This window comes from Sphingopyxis sp. BSN-002, assembly GCF_022024275.1.
Classification (GTDB): domain Bacteria; phylum Pseudomonadota; class Alphaproteobacteria; order Sphingomonadales; family Sphingomonadaceae; genus Sphingopyxis.
The window spans coordinates 2,055,093-2,071,827 of record NZ_CP091804.1 but is presented as its reverse complement, the minus strand read 5'-3'; the positions used below and the strand labels follow the sequence as shown (position 1 = coordinate 2,071,827).

19 protein-coding genes are annotated in these 16,735 nt (G+C 67.8%); 5 read left to right on the top strand and 14 right to left on the bottom strand.

Going from position 1 to position 16,735, the window contains the following annotated elements:
• Nucleotides 1–8: 8 nt before the first annotated feature.
• Genes ssb through L7H23_RS10130 form a run of 5 tightly spaced genes read right to left on the bottom strand, consistent with a single transcriptional unit; the run spans nt 9 to nt 4,359 of the window.
• Complete coding sequence (gene ssb / locus L7H23_RS10150; protein ID WP_237835769.1) at nt 9–566, bottom strand: single-stranded DNA-binding protein; 558 nt, start codon at nt 564–566, stop codon at nt 9–11.
• A 34-nt stretch (nt 567–600) separates the two neighbouring features.
• A complete protein-coding gene (locus tag L7H23_RS10145; protein ID WP_237835768.1) occupies nt 601–2,460 on the bottom strand; it encodes a ferrous iron transporter B in 1,860 nt (619 codons plus the stop codon).
• Nucleotides 2,457–2,723: a FeoA family protein gene (locus tag L7H23_RS10140; protein ID WP_237835767.1), complete on the bottom strand. Its 267-nt coding sequence runs from the start codon at nt 2,721–2,723 to the stop codon at nt 2,457–2,459. Before L7H23_RS10140 ends, L7H23_RS10145 begins: the two co-directional genes overlap by 4 nt.
• A 53-nt stretch (nt 2,724–2,776) precedes the next feature.
• On the bottom strand, nt 2,777–3,448 hold the full coding sequence (locus tag L7H23_RS10135; RefSeq protein WP_237835766.1) for a COQ9 family protein: 672 nt from the start codon (nt 3,446–3,448) through the stop codon (nt 2,777–2,779).
• Nucleotides 3,448–4,359 (bottom strand): DMT family transporter, encoded by a 912-nt coding sequence (locus L7H23_RS10130; protein ID WP_237835765.1) that lies wholly within the window; start codon nt 4,357–4,359, stop codon nt 3,448–3,450. The genes L7H23_RS10135 and L7H23_RS10130 overlap by 1 nt, the downstream gene beginning before the upstream one ends.
• Before the next feature lie 113 nt (nt 4,360–4,472).
• Between L7H23_RS10130 and L7H23_RS10125 the strand changes: the two genes are divergently transcribed.
• Entirely contained in the window at nt 4,473–5,558 is a 1,086-nt protein-coding gene (locus L7H23_RS10125; RefSeq protein WP_237835764.1) for an alkene reductase, read from the top strand.
• Between the two features lie 33 nt (nt 5,559–5,591).
• Here the strand turns inward: L7H23_RS10125 and L7H23_RS10120 are convergent, their stop codons facing one another.
• From L7H23_RS10120 to L7H23_RS10105, 4 genes are read right to left on the bottom strand one after another with little or no spacing between them, the layout of a single operon-like run.
• Nucleotides 5,592–6,230, bottom strand: coding sequence for a hypothetical protein (locus L7H23_RS10120; protein WP_237835763.1), 639 nt, complete (start codon nt 6,228–6,230; stop codon nt 5,592–5,594).
• Entirely contained in the window at nt 6,223–6,648 is a 426-nt protein-coding gene (gene ribH / locus L7H23_RS10115) for a 6,7-dimethyl-8-ribityllumazine synthase (RefSeq protein WP_237835762.1), read from the bottom strand. The genes L7H23_RS10120 and ribH overlap by 8 nt, the downstream gene beginning before the upstream one ends.
• Nucleotides 6,648–7,922 (bottom strand): 3,4-dihydroxy-2-butanone-4-phosphate synthase, encoded by a 1,275-nt coding sequence (ribB, locus tag L7H23_RS10110; protein ID WP_237835761.1) that lies wholly within the window; start codon nt 7,920–7,922, stop codon nt 6,648–6,650. Before ribB ends, ribH begins: the two co-directional genes overlap by 1 nt.
• 54 nt (nt 7,923–7,976) lie before the next feature.
• On the bottom strand, nt 7,977–8,591 hold the full coding sequence (locus L7H23_RS10105) for an ankyrin repeat domain-containing protein (RefSeq protein ID WP_237835760.1): 615 nt from the start codon (nt 8,589–8,591) through the stop codon (nt 7,977–7,979).
• Nucleotides 8,592–8,679: 88 nt separating this feature from the next.
• Between L7H23_RS10105 and L7H23_RS10100 the strand changes: the two genes are divergently transcribed.
• From L7H23_RS10100 to L7H23_RS10090, 3 genes are read left to right on the top strand one after another with little or no spacing between them, the layout of a single operon-like run.
• Entirely contained in the window at nt 8,680–9,324 is a 645-nt protein-coding gene (locus tag L7H23_RS10100) for an SCO family protein (RefSeq protein ID WP_237835759.1), read from the top strand.
• Nucleotides 9,325–9,326: 2 nt separating this feature from the next.
• The gene (locus L7H23_RS10095) at nt 9,327–9,773 is read left to right on the top strand and encodes a YcgN family cysteine cluster protein (RefSeq protein ID WP_237835758.1); all 447 of its coding nucleotides are present in this window, start codon (nt 9,327–9,329) and stop codon (nt 9,771–9,773) included.
• The gene (locus L7H23_RS10090) at nt 9,754–10,482 is read left to right on the top strand and encodes a YgjP-like metallopeptidase domain-containing protein (protein WP_237835757.1); all 729 of its coding nucleotides are present in this window, start codon (nt 9,754–9,756) and stop codon (nt 10,480–10,482) included. The genes L7H23_RS10095 and L7H23_RS10090 overlap by 20 nt, the downstream gene beginning before the upstream one ends.
• On the opposite strand, the gene L7H23_RS10085 is transcribed toward L7H23_RS10090, so the two are convergent.
• From L7H23_RS10085 to L7H23_RS10065, 5 genes are all read right to left on the bottom strand, one after another.
• Nucleotides 10,479–12,554 carry a PBP1A family penicillin-binding protein gene (locus tag L7H23_RS10085; protein ID WP_237839211.1) on the bottom strand — a complete coding sequence of 692 codons (2,076 nt, stop codon included), beginning with the start codon at nt 12,552–12,554 and terminating at the stop codon, nt 10,479–10,481. The genes L7H23_RS10090 and L7H23_RS10085 overlap by 4 nt on opposite strands.
• Nucleotides 12,555–12,699: 145 nt before the next feature.
• Nucleotides 12,700–13,107 (bottom strand): peptide-methionine (R)-S-oxide reductase MsrB, encoded by a 408-nt coding sequence (gene msrB / locus L7H23_RS10080; RefSeq protein WP_237835756.1) that lies wholly within the window; start codon nt 13,105–13,107, stop codon nt 12,700–12,702.
• Between the two features lie 91 nt (nt 13,108–13,198).
• Nucleotides 13,199–14,302, bottom strand: a complete 1,104-nt coding sequence (locus L7H23_RS10075) for an FAD-dependent monooxygenase (protein WP_237835755.1) — start codon at nt 14,300–14,302, stop codon at nt 13,199–13,201.
• A 4-nt stretch (nt 14,303–14,306) separates the two neighbouring features.
• A complete protein-coding gene (locus tag L7H23_RS10070) occupies nt 14,307–14,972 on the bottom strand; it encodes a methyltransferase domain-containing protein (RefSeq protein ID WP_237839210.1) in 666 nt (221 codons plus the stop codon).
• 44 nt (nt 14,973–15,016) lie between these two features.
• A complete protein-coding gene (locus L7H23_RS10065; protein WP_237835754.1) occupies nt 15,017–16,090 on the bottom strand; it encodes a type III polyketide synthase in 1,074 nt (357 codons plus the stop codon).
• Nucleotides 16,091–16,186: 96 nt separating this feature from the next.
• On the opposite strand from L7H23_RS10065, the gene L7H23_RS10060 reads away from it, so the two are divergent.
• Complete coding sequence (locus L7H23_RS10060) at nt 16,187–16,702, top strand: DUF4402 domain-containing protein (protein ID WP_237835753.1); 516 nt, start codon at nt 16,187–16,189, stop codon at nt 16,700–16,702.
• The last annotated feature ends 33 nt before the right edge of the window (nt 16,703–16,735 follow it).

Genomic DNA, 16,735 nt, shown 5'->3' with positions numbered 1-16,735 from the left:
TGCTATCCTCAGAACGGAACGTCGTCGTCCAGATCGTCGTCGAAGGGCGCGCGGCCACCGCCGCCGCCACCCGAGCTGCCACCGCCGCCCTGGTTCCAGCCGCCGCCCGAGCTTCCACCCGACGAGCCGCCGCCCTGATCCCAGCCGCCGCTTGATCCGCCGCCGCCTTGGCTCCAGCTGTCGCCGCCGCGCGAACCGCCGCCGCCGCCGCCGGGCGCGCCGTCGAGCATGGTCAGCGTGCCGCCCATGCCGGCGATCACGATCTCGGTCGTATATTTGTCGTTACCGTCGCGGTCCTGCCACTTGCGGGTACGCAGGCTGCCTTCGATGTAAACCTTCGAGCCCTTTTTCAGATAGCGCTCGACGACGCCGATCAGCCCTTCGCCGTTGATGACGACCTGATGCCACTCGGTGCGCTCCTTGCGCTCGCCGGTCATCCGGTCCTTCCACTGCTCGGACGTCGCGATACGGAGATTCGCGACCTTGCCGCCGTTCTGGAACGACTTGATTTCGGGGTCGGCACCGAGGTTGCCGATCAGAATTACCTTGTTGACGCTGCCAGCCATCCGCCGCTCCGCTCCGCTTTAAAAGTTGGGAGGATCAGCCGAGTCCGAAGGCGACGGCTGTCCAGTAAGTGATACCAGCAGCGGCATAGGCGAGCAGGAACAAATAGCCAACCATGAACATCGGCCATTTCCACCCATTGGTCTCGCGGCGGGTGATCGCGATCGTCGAAATGCACTGCGGCGCGAAGACGAACCAGGCGAGGAAGGCCAGCGCGGTCGCGAGGCTCCATTTGCCCTGGAGCCGCTCGCCGAGCGTCTGCGCCATCGCATCCTCGTCGCCATCGGCATCGATCGCATTGGCGGTCGCCATCGCCGACACCGCGACCTCGCGCGCCGCCATCGCGGGGATCAGCGCGAGCGCGATATCGTGGTTGAAACCGATCGGCTTGACGACGACCTCCAGCCCGCTCGCGATCCGGCCGCCCAGGCTGTACTCGACCTGGCTCTGACCCTCGGGTGCCTTCGGAAAGCTCAGCAGCAACCAGAGGACGACGGTCGTCATCGCGATGATCGTACCCGCGCGGCGCAGGAAGATCCACGCGCGCTGCCACAGGCCGAGCGCGATGTCGCGCCATTGCGGCATCTGGTAGCGCGGCATTTCCATCATGAAGCCGGCGGCATTGCCCTTGGCGATCGTCCGGCGCAGCGCGAAGGCGACGACAAGCGCGCCGACGATGCCCGCGAGATAGAGGCCGAACAGCACGAGACCCTGAAGCCCGATGCCGGTGCCGCCGACGGTGCGGTCGGGAATGAAGGCGGCGATGATCAGCGCATAGACGGGCAGGCGCGCCGAACAGGTCATCAGCGGGGCGATCAGGATCGTCGTCAGCCGGTCCTTCTCGTCGGGGATCGCCCGCGTCGCCATGATGCCGGGGACGGCGCAGGCAAAGCTCGACAGCAAAGGAATGAAGCCGCGGCCCGACAGACCGACCTTGGCCATCAACCCGTCCATCAGAAAGGCCGCGCGCGTCATATAGCCTGACGCCTCTAGCAGCAGGATGAAGAGGAAGAGGATCAGGATCTGCGGAAGGAAGACGACCACTGCGCCGACGCCCGCAAGCAGCCCCTCGACGATCAGGTCGCGAATGAAATTCTCGGGCAGCGTGTCGACGACCCAGCCCTGCAAGACGCCGACACCCGCTTCGAGCGCATCGGCGGGCGGCCCGGCCCAGGCATAGACCGCCTGGAACATGACGAACATCAGAGCGAGCAGGATCAGCAGCCCCGCGACCGGATGCAGTACGACCGCATCGACGCGCTGCGTCCAGCGGCGAACCGGGGTCTCGGTGACGATCGCCGCCTTGGCGAGCGCGCGCGCTCGCTGATGAAGCGCCGCATCGCTTTGCGCCGGGGCGACCGTTTCGCGTGGCTGGTGCGACTGGATCGCGCCGTCGATCGCGGCGAGCAGTTCGGTAAGCCCGCGCTTGCGCACTGCCACCGTCGGGATGACCGGAACGCCAAGTTCGCGCGACAGCCGTTCGGGATCGAGCGTCAGCCCGTCGCGTTCGGCGAGGTCGAGCATGTTGAGCGCGACGACCGTTGGCAGGCCGAGCGCCAGCAGTTCGAGTGCGAAGCAGAGGTGGTTGTCGAGATTCGCGGCGTCGAGCACGACGATCAGCGCGTCGGGGCGCTTCTCGCCTTCCTGCCGGCCGAGCACGACATCGCGCGTCACCGCCTCGTCGAGGCTTGCCGGGGTCAGGCTGTAGGTGCCCGGAAGGTCGATCAGCGATAACGGCCGGCCGTCGGCGAAGCTCGCATGGCCCGCCTTTCGTTCGACTGTGACGCCGGGATAATTGGCGATCTTCTGCCGCGCGCCGGTCAGCGCGTTGAACAGGCTCGACTTGCCGGCATTGGGATTGCCGACGAGCGCGATCGAGGGGATCGCGGCGGTCATGCGGCGCCCTCCTCGCTGACGACGTCCTCGACTTCGATCACCGCCGCCTGCTTTGCGCGGATGATCACCTGCATGCGGCCGATCGTCAGCGCGAGCGGGTCGCGCGAGAAGATGCTGCCGCGATGGCGCGGGATCACTTCGCATCCCTCCATCAATCCGAATTCGCGCAGGCGCCGGCCTTCGTCGTCGGTCATCGCGGTCCAGTCGATGCGCGCAATCCGCACCGCAACGCCGAGCGTTGCCTTATCGAGCAAAGCAGTCATTGCGAGCGATTATCAATAACAATCGCGCGGCGCCAGTCCTTTGTCGAAACCGGTCAGCGGCCGGGATAGCGCAGCCGCCCGACGAAGCGTGCGAGGCTCGGCCGTTCGATGCTGCGTGCAGCGCGGCGGTGCTTCCAGCTTTCGAAGCGCATCACCTCGCCGATCCGTCGTGCGAGGAAGGCGCGCGTTTCGGCGAAATCCTCGCTCTCGTCGTTCAGGAACACCGCCATCGTCGAGCCATAGACCGCGCCAAGGATCGTACGCTTGCTGTAATGGTTGAAATCGGTCGCGGTGTCGCCGGCGAGGTTCCACATCAGGTCGGCGGCGCGCCAGCCGAGCTTCGCGGCGTGCGGGGCGTTGGTCGGCAGCGCGAGCAGCGCAAGTGCACGGCGGAGCGATTCGCGGTCGCGTGCGAGCAGGTCGATCCGTGCCTCGACGAGCGTCGTGATCCGCTCGCGGATCTTGAGCGTCGCCAGCTTTTCGGTGGGCCAGCGTGTGGCCATCGCAGCGTCGATGCTCGCAAACCAGGCGTCGACCATATCGCGTGCGCCGCCGGGAAAGGCGAGCTTTGCGACGTCGACATCGACGCCGAGGCGTTCGGCCGCGCCGGCGAGCGCCTCGTTGCTGAACCCGTCGAACGCCGCGCTTTCGGCGATCAGCGGCGCGAGCGCGGCGCGAATCTCGTCGAGGGTCGGATCGGCGGGCAGGATGGAGGCCATGGGCATCAGATAGGCCGCGCGGCGCGGCTCGGCAACCGGATCAATACGAGCGCCGCCGCGACCATCGCGCCGCCGAAGATTTCGATCGCGCTCAGCGTCTCGTGGAAGATCAGCCATCCGGCGACCGCCGCGACGACGGGCTGGACGAGCAGGGTCAGCCCGATGACAAGCGGCGAGAAGCGCGGCAGCGCCCAGATCAGCAAGCCCTGCCCGACGAGCTGGCTCATCAGCGCGAGGACGATCAGCGGGGTCCAGTTATGCGGCACGATCGCTTCGTTCATCGCGAGCGCCGCGGCGAGCAGGATCGGGATGCCGGCGGCCGACGAGATGGCGAGCGCCGACCAGGGGCCGACCTCGCCGCGCACGCGCTGCATCATCAGCACATAACCGGTGTAGAGCGCGCCCGCGAGGAGACTGAGCAGGTCGCCGACCAGATAGGCCGACGATGCCTCATAGCTCTGCCCCATCAGCAGCGCCGATCCCGCGAAGGCGAGCAGGATCGCGAGCGCCTGCCACCCGCGCGGCAAGGTTCGCGACAGCATGATCCCCCAGATCACGAGCAGCAGGCTGGCGCTGTTGCCGAACAAGGTCGCGTTGGCGACCTTGGTCTGCAGGATGCCGATATGCCAGGCCGCCAGATCGAGCCCGAAGAAGACGCCCGCGCCGGTCGCAATCCACAGCGCGCGCGCCGAGGGCAGCTTGCCGCCGGTCTCGCGGCGCATCAGGATCAGCAGCACGGGTAGCGCCAGCGTCAGCCGCCATACCCCGACCGCCATCGGCCCGGTGTCGGCGAAACGCACGACCATGGCCGTAAGCGACAACGCCAGATTGCCGCCGACGAGCGCCGCGAACGCCCAGCGGTTCGCTCGCGATCGGCTTTCGGGCAATTCGTCGATGCTTTCGATCTTGGCTGTCATTTAGATTTTCTTTTGATACCCACCATTGTGCCGGCGCCGCGACGACCATAGCTTCGCGGGCCATAGCGGTGACCGATGGGGTCGTCGCGAACAAAGTGAGACGTGGAGGAACCATGGCCGTATCACTATTCGATCCGATCAGACTGGGCGCCATCGAGGCGCCGAACCGCATCATCATGGCGCCGCTGACGCGCGGCCGCGCCGGACCGGGCTTCGTCCCGAACGAACTCGCGCTCGAATATTATCGCCAGCGCGCTTCGGCGGGGCTGATTATCTCCGAAGCCACCGGTATTTCGCAGGAAGGCCTTGGCTGGCCGTCGGCGCCGGGCCTCTGGACCGACGCGCAGGTCGAGGGGTGGAAGCCCGTGACCGACGCCGTTCATGCTGCCGGCGGGCGCATCGTTGCGCAGCTCTGGCACATGGGTCGTCTCGTCCACTCGGTGTTCAACGACGGCAAGCAGCCGGTCTCGGCGTCGGCGACGACCGGCACGGGCCGCGCGCACACGCCGGTTGGCCGTCTCGACCTCGAGGAAGCGCGCCCGCTCGAGATCGGCGAGATTCCCCGCGTCATCGGCGATTATGTGAAGGCCGCAGAGAACGCGAAGAAGGCCGGTTTCGACGGCGTGCAGCTGCACGGCGCGAACGGCTATCTGATCGACCAGTTCCTGCGCGACGGCAGCAATCTGCGTGACGATGACTATGGCGGCTCGGTCGAGAATCGCATCCGGTTGCTCCGCGAAACGACCGAGGCGCTGATCGGCGTCTGGGGCAAGGACCGCGTCGCCGTCCGCCTGTCACCGAACGGCGAGACGCAGGGCGTCGACGACAGCGCGCCCGAGCAACTGTTCCCGGCGGCTGCCGCTGCACTCGACGCGCTCGGCATCGCCTTCCTCGAGCTGCGCGAGCCCGGTCCCGAGGGCACCTTCGGCCGCACCGATGTGCCCAAGCAGTCGCCGGCGATCCGTCAGGCGTTCAAGGGTCCGCTGATTCTCAACAGCGACTATAATGTCGCGCTGGCGGAAGAGGCGCTGGCGAACGGCAGTGCCGATGCGATTGCCTTTGGCCGTCCCTTCATCGGCAATCCCGATCTCGTCGAGCGCATCCGCACCGGCGCCGAATGGGCGGCGGACAATCCGCAGACCTGGTACTCGCCGGGGCCGGCGGGTTACACCGACTATCCGGCGCTGGTCGCAGCCTGATACCGAATTGGCCGGGCAGAGCGATCTGCCCGGCTAGTTTCTTTCGGCGAGCGCCTTGTCGACGATCCCGGCGCCGATCGGCCCGAGGATGTTGCCGCCGAAGCGGAAGAGCAGGAAGCCGACCACGAACAGGATCACCGGCGCGATCAACAGCGCCACGATCGCCGCGATCAGTGCCACGAAAAACAGCGTAACGAAGCCGCCGCTCAGCGTCTGCTGGCCTTTGGGACCCAGCTCGATCGTGCGCGGGCCTTTCGAATCCCACCATTTGCCGGTGACGATCGTCTTGCGGCCGCCTGCAGATGCCTGTGCCTTCGGCTGCGGCCGCTGCGCGATCCGGGCGGGCTCGGGCTTGGCAGCGGAAGCCCTTGCGGGTTCCTTCCACGGTCGCTTGCGGTTCATTTCGGCGACCGCTGCTGCCATGCGGGGGTTGGGCGGGCGGGTTTCGGGGCGCATCGGTGCGGCCGGTTCGATCGGGGTTGGCGCCGCCTCGGGTTCGACGACCGTTACACGCCCGGTCGGTTGCGCACGCTCGTTCCCCATGCGCCGGTCATATTCGGCCATGCGTTCGGCGGCGCTCGGCGGGGTCTGCCCGGTATCGCGGTCGATGACCACCAGCCGCCCGCCGCGTTCGACGACGGAGTAACGGCTGGGGGGTAGTCGATCAGCCAATGCCGAATTGTTCCTTCAGGGCCAGCATCGCGATCGCGGCCTTTGCCGCTTCGCCGCCCTTATCCTTGCGCGTCTTGTCGGCGCGCGCAAGCGCCTGTTCCTCATTTTCGACCGTCAGGATGCCGTTGCCGATCGCGAGCCCGTCGAGCGTCAGCGCCATGATGCCGCGCGCGCTTTCGTTCGAGACGACTTCGAAATGATAGGTTTCGCCGCGGATCACGACGCCGAGCGCGACATAGGCGTCGTAGCGGCCGCTGTCGGCGGCCAGCGAAATGGCGGCCGGGACCTCGAGCGCGCCGGGGACGGTCACGACCTCGTGGCTGTGGCCCTCGGCTTCGAGCGCGCTTTTCACGCCGTCGATCAGCATGTCGTTGAGGTGGCTGTAGAAACGGGCTTCGACGATCAGGACGTGGGCCATCAGGCTTCTCCGGGAATGGGGCGTTCGCCGACGACCGACAGGCCATAGCCTTCGAGGCCGACGATATTGCTGTGGGTCGGGGTGAGCAGTTCCATCGCATGGACACCGAGGTCGGCGAGAATCTGCGCGCCGATCCCGTAAGTGCGAAGGTCCATGCCTCCGGCTTCCGGCGGCGCTGCATCGGCATCAGCCGAGCCTGGGAGCGGGCGCATCAGCATCACGATAACGCCGGCGCCGGCCTCGCCGATCGCGTCCATCGAGCGCTGCAGGCGGCGCTTCTTCGGCCCCGGGCGCCCCATGATGTCGTCGAAGATCGAGACGGCATGCATCCGCACCAGCGTCGTTCCTTCGGGATCGACCGGGCCTTTCTGGAGTACCAGATTGACGCTGCCGTCGACTTTGTTGCGATAGGATTTGAGCCGCCAGTCGCCGCCATAGTCCGATTCGAACGGCTCGTCGGACACGCATTCGACCAGCCGGTCGGTGCGGCTGCGATAGGCGATCAGGTCGGCGATCGTGCCGATTTTCATCCCGTGGCGCCGCGCGAAGGGGATCAGGTCGTCGAGCCGCGCCATCGTGCCGTCGTCGTTCATGATCTCGCAGATCACGCCCGAGGGGTTGAGTCCGGCGAGGCGGGCGATGTCGACCGACGCTTCGGTGTGGCCGGCGCGGACGAGAACGCCGCCGTCGCGTGCGATCAGCGGGAAGACGTGGCCGGGGGTGACGATATCGTCGCGGCCCTTGCCGGCGTCGATCGCGACCGAGACGGTACGCGCGCGGTCGGCGGCCGATATGCCGGTGGTGACGCCCTCGCGCGCCTCGATCGAGGTGGTGAAGGCGGTTTCGTGCCGCGTGCCGTTCTGGCGGCTCATCAGTTCGAGGCCGAGCGTCTCGACGCGCGATTTGGTGAGCGTCAGGCAGATGAGGCCGCGGCCGTGGGTCGCCATGAAATTGACCGCGTCGGGGGTCGCCATCTGTGCCGGAATGACGAGGTCGCCCTCATTCTCGCGGTCCTCGTCGTCGACGAGGATGAACATGCGCCCATTGCGCGCCTCGGCGATGATCTCTTCCGGGGTGGCCATCGGCGACAGGTCGCTGCCGTGCGCGAGCCAGTTCTCCAGCTTGCGGAGCGTATCGGCGGTGGGATTCCAGCCCTCGGAATCGAGGTCGCGAAGGCTGTTGGCGTGAAGACCCGCGGCGCGCGCCAGCCCCGAACGGGACATGGTCCCGTCTTCGACGATGGCGCGGATGCGGTCGATGAGTTGCGTGGACATGCCACGCGTATTTCACATCACAGTGTGATCGTCAATGGCAATATCACATTGTGCTTACTTGGGGCCGAAAACCGCTCCGCTGTCGCGTATCGCGTCGGGCTTGGCGTCGAGCATCGCCAGAATCGCGCCGGTGCGGTCGTCGCGCTTGGCATAGTCGCGCGCCGACATGCCCGCGATATGGTCGGCCTTGTCGGGATTGGCGCCGTTGCGCACCAGCAGGCGGATCACCGCGGCATTCTTGTTCTGTACCGCAAGGATCAGCGCGGTTTCGCCGCGCCGGTTGGTCTGGTCGACCGGCGCCTTGTCGCCGAGCAGCGCTTCGGCGCCTTCGGGGAAATTGATCAGCGCGGCATGCATCAGCGGGGTGACACCCTGGCGGTCGCCGATCGACGGGTCGGCATCCTTGCCGAGCAGGAAGCGCACCCACTGGATATCGCGCCGTTTCGTCGTCAGGATCAGCGCGGTCTCGCCCGTGTCGGGGTTGCGCGTGTTGATATAGGTCGGATCGTTCTTCAGCGCCTCGGTCGCCTTGGTCCCGTCGCGATTGTCGACCGCCTGCAGGAAGGCGAAGCCGCCGCGGAACTGCGCGAGCGCCGGGCTGGCCGTCAGCGCGGTCGCCGCGGCGAGCAGGGAGAGGGAGGCAAGGCGGAATTCCGCGCGTCGGAACATGATCGAGAGACCCCTGGGGCAATTTGTCCGTCGCTCGGCACGACGACAATGGTTGATTTTCGCGCTTTAGCCGATCAAGGCTGGCCGCATGATGAATATCGATATTATGGGACAAAAGCTGGCCCGTTCAAGCCTGCTCCTGATTTTGGGCGCGATGCTGGCGGGCTGCAATCCGTCGGGCGGTGCGTCGACCGCAGAGCCGCCGCTTGCCGATGCCCGGATCGGCGGACCGTTCACGCTGACCGACCAGGATGGCAGGACCGTCCGCGATACCGACTTCGCCGGCAAGTACCGGCTCGTCTATTTCGGTTACAGCTTCTGTCCAGACATCTGCCCCGTCGACCTTCAGAAACTGATGCGCGGCCTGTCGCGGTTCGAAAAGGAGGATCCGGCGCGCGGCGCGAAGGTCGTGCCGATGTTCATCACCGTCGATCCCGAACGCGATACGCCCGCCGCGCTCAAGCCGTTCGTGAACCGCTATCATCCGCGGCTGCTGGGCCTGACCGGCACGCCCGAGCAGATCGCGGCAGTCGCAAAGGCCTATGCGGTCATTTACAACAAGGTGCCGGGTTCGGCGCCCGACCGCTATCTGATGGCGCACAGCCAGCTCGCCTTCCTGATGGATCCGCAAGGCAAGCCGGTGGCGCTGCTGCCGCTCGACAATCCGTCGACCGATCCCGATGAGGGCGCGCCCGACAAGGTCGCCGCCGAGCTGGCGAAATGGGTCAGGTAGCGATGGCGGGGGCGACACCGGAGCGCCCCTTCTGGGAGGCGCCGCTTGCCAGCCTCGACGCGGGTCAGTGGGAGGCGCTGTGTGACGGCTGCGGCAAATGCTGCCTCCACAAGCTCGAGGACGAGGATACGGGGCGCATCTATCCGACCAATGTCGCGTGCCGTCTGCTCGACCTCGCGACCGCGCGTTGCGGCGATTACAAACATCGCCGCCGCCATGTGCCCGATTGCCTTACGCTGACCAAGACCAAGGTCGACGATATCGAATGGCTGCCGCAAACCTGTGCCTATCGCCTGCGCGCCGAGGGCGAGCCTCTGCCCGAATGGCATTATCTCGTCTGCGGCGATCGCGATGCGGTGCACCGCGCGGGCGAATCGATCGTCGGCTGGACCGTGGGCGAAGATATGGCGGGCCCGTTGGAGAATCATCTTGTCGAACGCGTCGTTTGATCCCGGCGCCGACGGCCCGCACATCCGTGTCGGCGAGACGGCGTGGCCGGTGCGGCTCGTCCATCATTCCCGGTCGCGGCGGTACAAGCTGATCTTCGACGGTGCCCGCGGCGAGCTGCGCCTGACCCTGCCCCGCCGCGCCAGCGTTGCCCGCGCGCTCGAATGGGCAAGCGGGCAGCAGGACTGGCTTCACGAACAGGTGGGCAAGGCCGCCGCACCGGTTCTTGTCGCCCCCGGTGCATGCGTGCCCGTCTTTGGAATCGAACGGCGGGTCGACTGGTCGGTCGCGGCGCCGCGCGCGGTCAGGCTGGAAGGCGACCGGCTATGTCTGGGCGGCCCCGCAGAGACCGTGGGCCGCCGTATCGAGCGCTGGCTGAAGGCCGAGGCGCTCGACCTGATGGCGCGCGAGAGCCGCGAGATCGCGGCGCAGGCGGGGCTGAATGTCGGCCGCGTCGGCGTCGGCGATCCGCGCAGCCGCTGGGGCAGCTGCACCCATGAAGGCGACCTTCGCTACAGCTGGCGGCTGGTCATGGCGCCAGCCCATGTCCGGCGCGCGACGGTCGCGCACGAGGTCGCGCATCTTCGCCACATGGATCATGGTGCCGATTTCCACGCGCTGGTCGACGAACTGCACGACGGCGATGTCGGCGCGGCACGCGCGTGGCTGCGCCGCGAAGGGCGCGGGCTCCACCGCTACCGCTTTACCTAGTTTCCTTCGCCGTTCTGCTGCGGCCGCGGCGGCAGGCCCTTCACGAGCGGGATCGCCTTAGGCGGTGGCGGGATATTCTTCCCCGCGCCATTGTCCGCCGGGCGTCGTCCCGTCTGCTCCTCGATCCATTGCTGGTTGAGCACCGGGCCATCGCCTTCCTGCGGCGGCGGGTTGTCGCCGTCGGGCGGCGGCGCGGCCGAAGGCAGTTCGATCGGCATGCCATTCTCGTCGACCAGCCCGTCCGACCCGGGTTCGCCCATATAGGCGTCGCCTTCGTCCTCGAGCTGCCATTCGGGAAGCTTGACCTCGGTATCGAACGCCTCGACCGGGCGCCGTGCGACCGCGACGCGCATATAGTCGGCGAACGCCTTTGCCGGCGCGCGGCCGCCCTGCAGCCCTCCGACGGGTTTCGCATCGTCGCGGCCCATCCAGACGCCCGTTGTCAGCCCGCTCGAAAAGCCGAGGAACCAGCCGTCCTTGTTGCTCGACGTCGTGCCGGTCTTGCCCGCGACGGGGCGGCCGATCTGGGCCGCCTTGCCGGTGCCGGTATTGACGGCGGTCTGGAGCAGGTCGGTAATGCCTGCGGCGACCCAGCTGTCGACCAGCTGCTGTCCACGTTCGGCGGGGCGTTGATAGAGCAGGCGCCCGTCGGCGGTCGTCACCTTGGTGATGCCATAGGGCTCGACCGATACGCCCTTGCGTGCGACTGCGGCGAACGCGGCGGTCATGTCGATCACCCGCACCTCGGCGCTGCCGAGCACCATCGAGGGGTGGGTGTTGATCGGGGTCGTGATGCCGAAGCGACGCGCCATGTTCGCGACGGCGGAGAAGCCGACCTCGTCGCCGAGCTTCGCCGCGACGGTGTTGACCGAATAGGCGAAGGCGGTGCGCAGATCCATCGCGCCCGCAAACCGCCCCGACGAGTTGCGCGGGCTCCAGCCGTTGATCGTCACCGGTTCGTCGACGACGGGATCATTGACCTTATAGCCTGACTCGAGCGCCGCCATATAGACGAACAGCTTCCACGCAGAACCCGGCTGGCGCATCGCCTGCGTCGCACGGTTATAGTTCGACGCGACATAGTCGGTGCCGCCGACCATCGCGCGCACCGCGCCGTCGCGGTCGAGCGAGACGAGGGCGGCCTGCACGCCCTTTGGCGTATCGGCCTGGATCGCGGCCGTCGCGGCGCGCTGCATGTCGAGGTCGATCGTCGTATAGACGTCGAGTGCCTCGCTGCCTTCGTCGATCAACATGTCGAGTTGCGGCAGCGCCCAGTCGCTGAAATAGCGCGCGCTGTTCTGTCCGGTTTCCTGCGCCATCTGGACATCGGCGGGCTTGGCATTGTCGGCCTGGCTGCGCGTGATCACGCCCGCGTCGACCATCACGTCGAGCACCACGCCGGCGCGGCCGAGTGCGGCCTGCGCGTCGGCGGTCGGCGAATAGCGCGACGGCGCCTTGACGAGGCCCGCGACCACCGCGGCTTCGGAGAGCGACATTTCGGTGGCGCTGTGTCCGAAGAAGCGGCGCGATGCCGCGTCGATGCCATAGCTGCCGCCGCCGAAATAGACCTTGTTCAGATAGAGCTCGAGGAGTTCGTCCTTCGAGAATTTCCACTCGAGCGCCATCGCGAGGATCATCTCGCGGCCCTTGCGGGTCCAGGTATAGCTGTTCGACAGGAAGATATTGCGTGCGAGCTGCTGGGTGATCGTCGACGCGCCCTGCATGCGGCGACCGGTACCATAATGCTCGACCGCGAACACCGCGGCGCGGCTCAGGCCGACGGGGTCGACGCCCGGGTGATAGCGAAAGCGCCGGTCCTCGACCGCGACCATCGCGTCCTGCATCACCTGCGGTGTCTCGCGGAGCGTCAGCCAGCGCCCGTAATTGGGGCCGAGCGACAGGAAGACGGTACCGTCGGCGGCGTGGACGCGGATCGTCTGGCCGGCAGGCGATTTCTTCAGCTCCTCGAAGCTCGGGATACGCTGCACCGCAATGCCGACCGCGACCGCGACCGCGACCAGCCCGACAAAGGCAAGGCCAAGGCCCCAGCGGAACAGCCGCCGGAGCCAGATGCGAAATCGCGACGGCGGAGGCGACGCGCCTCCACCCTTGCCCGAAGATGTCGATTTACCTGCGGTTGCCTGCTGTCGTTCGCGGCGCAAAGCTGTGTGTTCCTTCCCTCACTGCGCCCCTGATGCGTCAGTGCCGGCGGATCGGTTAACCTTTGCCGGTGTCAGCCTCATCCTGCCCGCGGTCGGCGAAGTCAAGCGCCGCGCTGTTGATGCAGTAGCGCAGGCCCGTCGGTCCGGGGCCGTCGGGGAAGACATGGCCCAGGTGACCTTCGCACTTCGCGCAGCGCACTTCGGTGCGGACCATGCCATGGCTCCGGTCGTGATGCTCGCTTACCGAGCCCTCGCCGGCGGGCGCCGTATAGCTGGGCCAGCCCGACCCGCTGTCATATTTGGTCTTGCTGTCGAACAAGGGTTCGCCGCAACCGGCGCAGCGATAGACGCCGTCGCCCTTGTGATCGGTATATTTGCCGGTGAAGGCGCGCTCGGTGCCGCCTTCGCGCAGCACGTGGTGCGCCATGGGATCGAGCGTCTTTTCGGTTTTCGGATCGGTCATGCGAAATCTCCTTCGGATGCGCCGTTTTCGGGCGTCTTCGCTGTTGGCTCCAATATCGGCTTTCGGCAGCGCGGCCGCAAGGGGCGCAGGCTCAACGGGTGTCGATGCGCGTCGCCTGCGATATCATTCGCACCATCGCGGGAAAAAGTGACGCCATGATCGTCATCGGCGCCGCGGTTCGCCGGCTTTCGCCGGCCCGCCAGACGAGATTCGCGAGCGCAAAGGGCCGCGCCATCCGCTCCGCCAGCCGTTCCTGATACGCGGTTGCCGCACCCGGCCCGCCGTGACGCCACGCCGTCACCGCCGCCTCGGCGCTTGCCAGCGCCAGCCCCATGCCTTCGCCCGCGAGCGACGGGATGACGCCGGCCTGATCGCCGAGGCGGAACAGACCGGGCGACGTCTCGCCGGTGCGCCAGCCATAGGGAACATGGCCGATCGCATCGACCGCGCGGTTCCAGTCCGCATAGGCCAGCCGTTCGCCGAGATGCGGCAGGCTGTCGCCGAGCGCCCGAAGCAGCGAGGCCGGATCGCCGCCGGCTTCGTCGAGCCGCGACTTGTGAACCGCGAGGCACAGGTTGCCGCTCCCGTCCTCCTGCCGGACGAGCCCGGCATAGCCGCGATCCAAAAGATGCAGTTCGACCGCGTCGCCGACGAGGCGGTCGAGCGCCGGATGCGCCGGAAGCCTGAGCCGCAGGCCGATCGCGGGGTCGCCGCGCTGCCACGCGGCGGGTTCGCGCGGAAAACCGCGGAAACCATGCTTGCCCGCCGCCAGAAAGATCGAGGGCGCAGCCAGCATTGCGCCGTCGCGCGTCCGGACGCTGCCCGCCTCGATCGAAGTCGCATGCACCGGACGTTCGAGCCCGGCTCCGGCGGTTATGGCGATCGCCTGCAGGGCGCCATCGAGCCGGAGCCGCGACACTCCCATCGCTGCCGAGGGCAGCCGCGTCTCGCTCCGCCGTTCGCCCGCAAGCAGGCGTACGCGGCCGACGGGCTGGCCGCCAAGCGCCGCGCGGTCGATGCCGAGCGCCTCGAGCCGTGCCAGCGTTTGCCAGCTCAGAAATCCGCCGCACAGCGCATCGCCGGTCTCTCGCGACCGTTCGAGCAGCAGCGTCCTTGCCCCGGCGCGGGCCAGCCCGATCGCCGCTGCCGAGCCGGCGGGGCCGGCGCCGACGACGATCGCGTCGGTCGCGGTCATCCGATCACCGGATGCGCTCGACGCAGAGGCGATAGGGGAAGCTGCGGAAGATCCGGCATGCGCCGGCCGTATCGGGCAGCGCCTCGGCGAGCATCGCCTGCCACTCGGCGCGCCGAAAGCTGCGCCCGACCGAAAGCTGACCGTCGCGGCGCACGATCGGGTCGGCGAGGGCGAGCACCGCGAGCAGCGGAAAACCCATGAACGGCAGGCGCTGGCGATGGAGGTCGTTGACCAGCCAGCCGCGTGCGCATTCGCGGTCCATGAAGCGGAGGAATTCGCTACGCTGCGCCGGCGTCATATGATGCGCGACGAGGCTGGAGAGGATGATGTCCCACCCCTGCCCCGCCAGATCGCGATAATCGCCGGTAACCAGCGTCGCGCGGCCGCCGAGCTCCGCTTCGGCCACCGGCGCGCTTTTCGGATTGAGGTCGACGCCGGCGAGATCGACCGGAACGCCGCGCGCATCGGCCCAGCGCGCGATCCGCGCCAGCATATCGCCAGCGCCGAAGCCGACGTCGAGGATGCGCCACGGTTTCATACCGATGCCCCGCGCCCGCACGCGTTCCAGAAAGCCGACCGTCGGCCGCCGGGCGAGGGTCAGCGCGTTGACGCGCGACAGGTCGGCGAGCACTTTCGCATAGCGGACGGGTGGCAGTTCGGCGGCGTCCATCTCCTCCTCGCGCGCGATCGGCCCGGCGAGGCTGGCGAAAGGGTTCACGCCGAAAACCGGATCGCCTCGGCGGCAAGGCCGGGGCCGAAGGCGATCGCGATCCCCTGCCCTTCCGCGCCGCGCGCCATCATTTCGGCGAGCACGAACAGGATCGTCGCCGACGACATATTGCCGAAGCGTTCGAGCACCGAACGGCTGTCGGCAAGCGCTTCGGCGGGAACGGCGAGGGCATGTTCGACCGCGTCGAGCACCGAGCGCCCGCCCGCATGGATCGCCAGCAATCCGGGCGGTCCGGCTCCGTCGAAAAGTTGCCCCCGTACCGCGGGTGCCGACAGCGCCTCGCGCAGCCGCCCGGGCACTTCGCCCGACAGGTGCATCGCGAAGCCGGTGTCGCCGATGTCCCAGCGGATGAGGTCGGCGCTGTCGTCGAGCGCCAGACTGATGCCGTCGCCGAGTTCGAGGCCGGCCGGATCGGCCGAAACGATCCCCGCCGCGGCGCCGTCGCTGAACTGAAGCATGGCGAGCAGCGGCTCGGGCTTGTCCTCGAGCTGCAGATGCAGCGTTGAAAGCTCGACACTGACGACCAGCACCACCGCGTCGGGCTGCGACCGGACGATATGCCGCGCGGTGCGCAATGCGGTGACCCCGGCATAGCAGCCCATGAAGCCGATCAGCACGCGCTCAACGGTAGCGGGCAGGCCCAGCCGCCGCGCAAGGATCTGGTCGATGCCCGGCGCGACGAAGCCGGTGCAGCTCGCGACGACGATATGTGTCACCCGCGCCGGATCGAACGCATCGCCCAGCTTCGCGATCGCCTGCATCGCCAGATCGGGCGCGTGGCTTGCATAGGCGCTCATCCGCGCGGAGGTCGGGGGCAAGCCGGGGACGTCGTAGAAACCGCCCCGCGCGACCGGCGAGCCGCCATCGGCGGTTGGCGGCAGCACCGACCAGCGATGCGCGATTCCCGACCGTGTCGCCATCCGCGAAAAGAGTGCGCGGACGCGCTCGTCGGTCAGGCGCGGGGTCGCCCAGTCGATGAAGGCCTGATGGATATCGTGAGTCGGGACCGCGGTCGCGAGGGCGTTGAGTCGGGGCAGGGGGAGCCGGGAGCTGCTCATCGGCCGCTGGTTAGACCCAAATGCAGGCTGCCGCCAGCGGAATGGCGCGGCGGTCATTTTACTGCGGGTTAACCATGACGGTCTAGGGTGGCGGACGTGAAACTGCGCCTGATCCTCGGCCTCTCGCTGCTTTTTGCCGCGCCGTCTCCGTCGGCGGCGCAGTGCATGCTGTGCGGCAAGGACGAGGGCGGCGCCACGCTCGTCAGGCACAAGGCGGAAACGCCGCTGCGCGTCGAGGTCGAAACCCAGCTCGATATGGGCCGCGTCGCGGCAGGCGCAGGCGGCGGGGAGGTCGCGATCGACCCGCTGACCGGCGCGCGCCGTCTCAGCGGCAATGTCGTCGATCTGGGTGGCTTTGCGCTGACCGGCGTCGTCACCGTCAGCGGCGAACCCGGCGCCGAAGTGCGCGTCTATCTGCCCGCGACGGTCGATCTCGAAAGCGGCGACGGCCGCACCGCGCGTGTCACGGGCCTTGCGACCGATCTTTCGCCCACTCCGCGCCTCGGCCCCGACGGCCGCCTGCAATTCCGGTTCGGCGGCCGGCTCCAGGTCGCCGGCGCCAGCGGCGGCGATTATCGCGGCCGTATCCCCGTTACGGTCGAATATCAGTAAGACCCGCCGTTCTGCAGCTGTTATGTCTGCGCC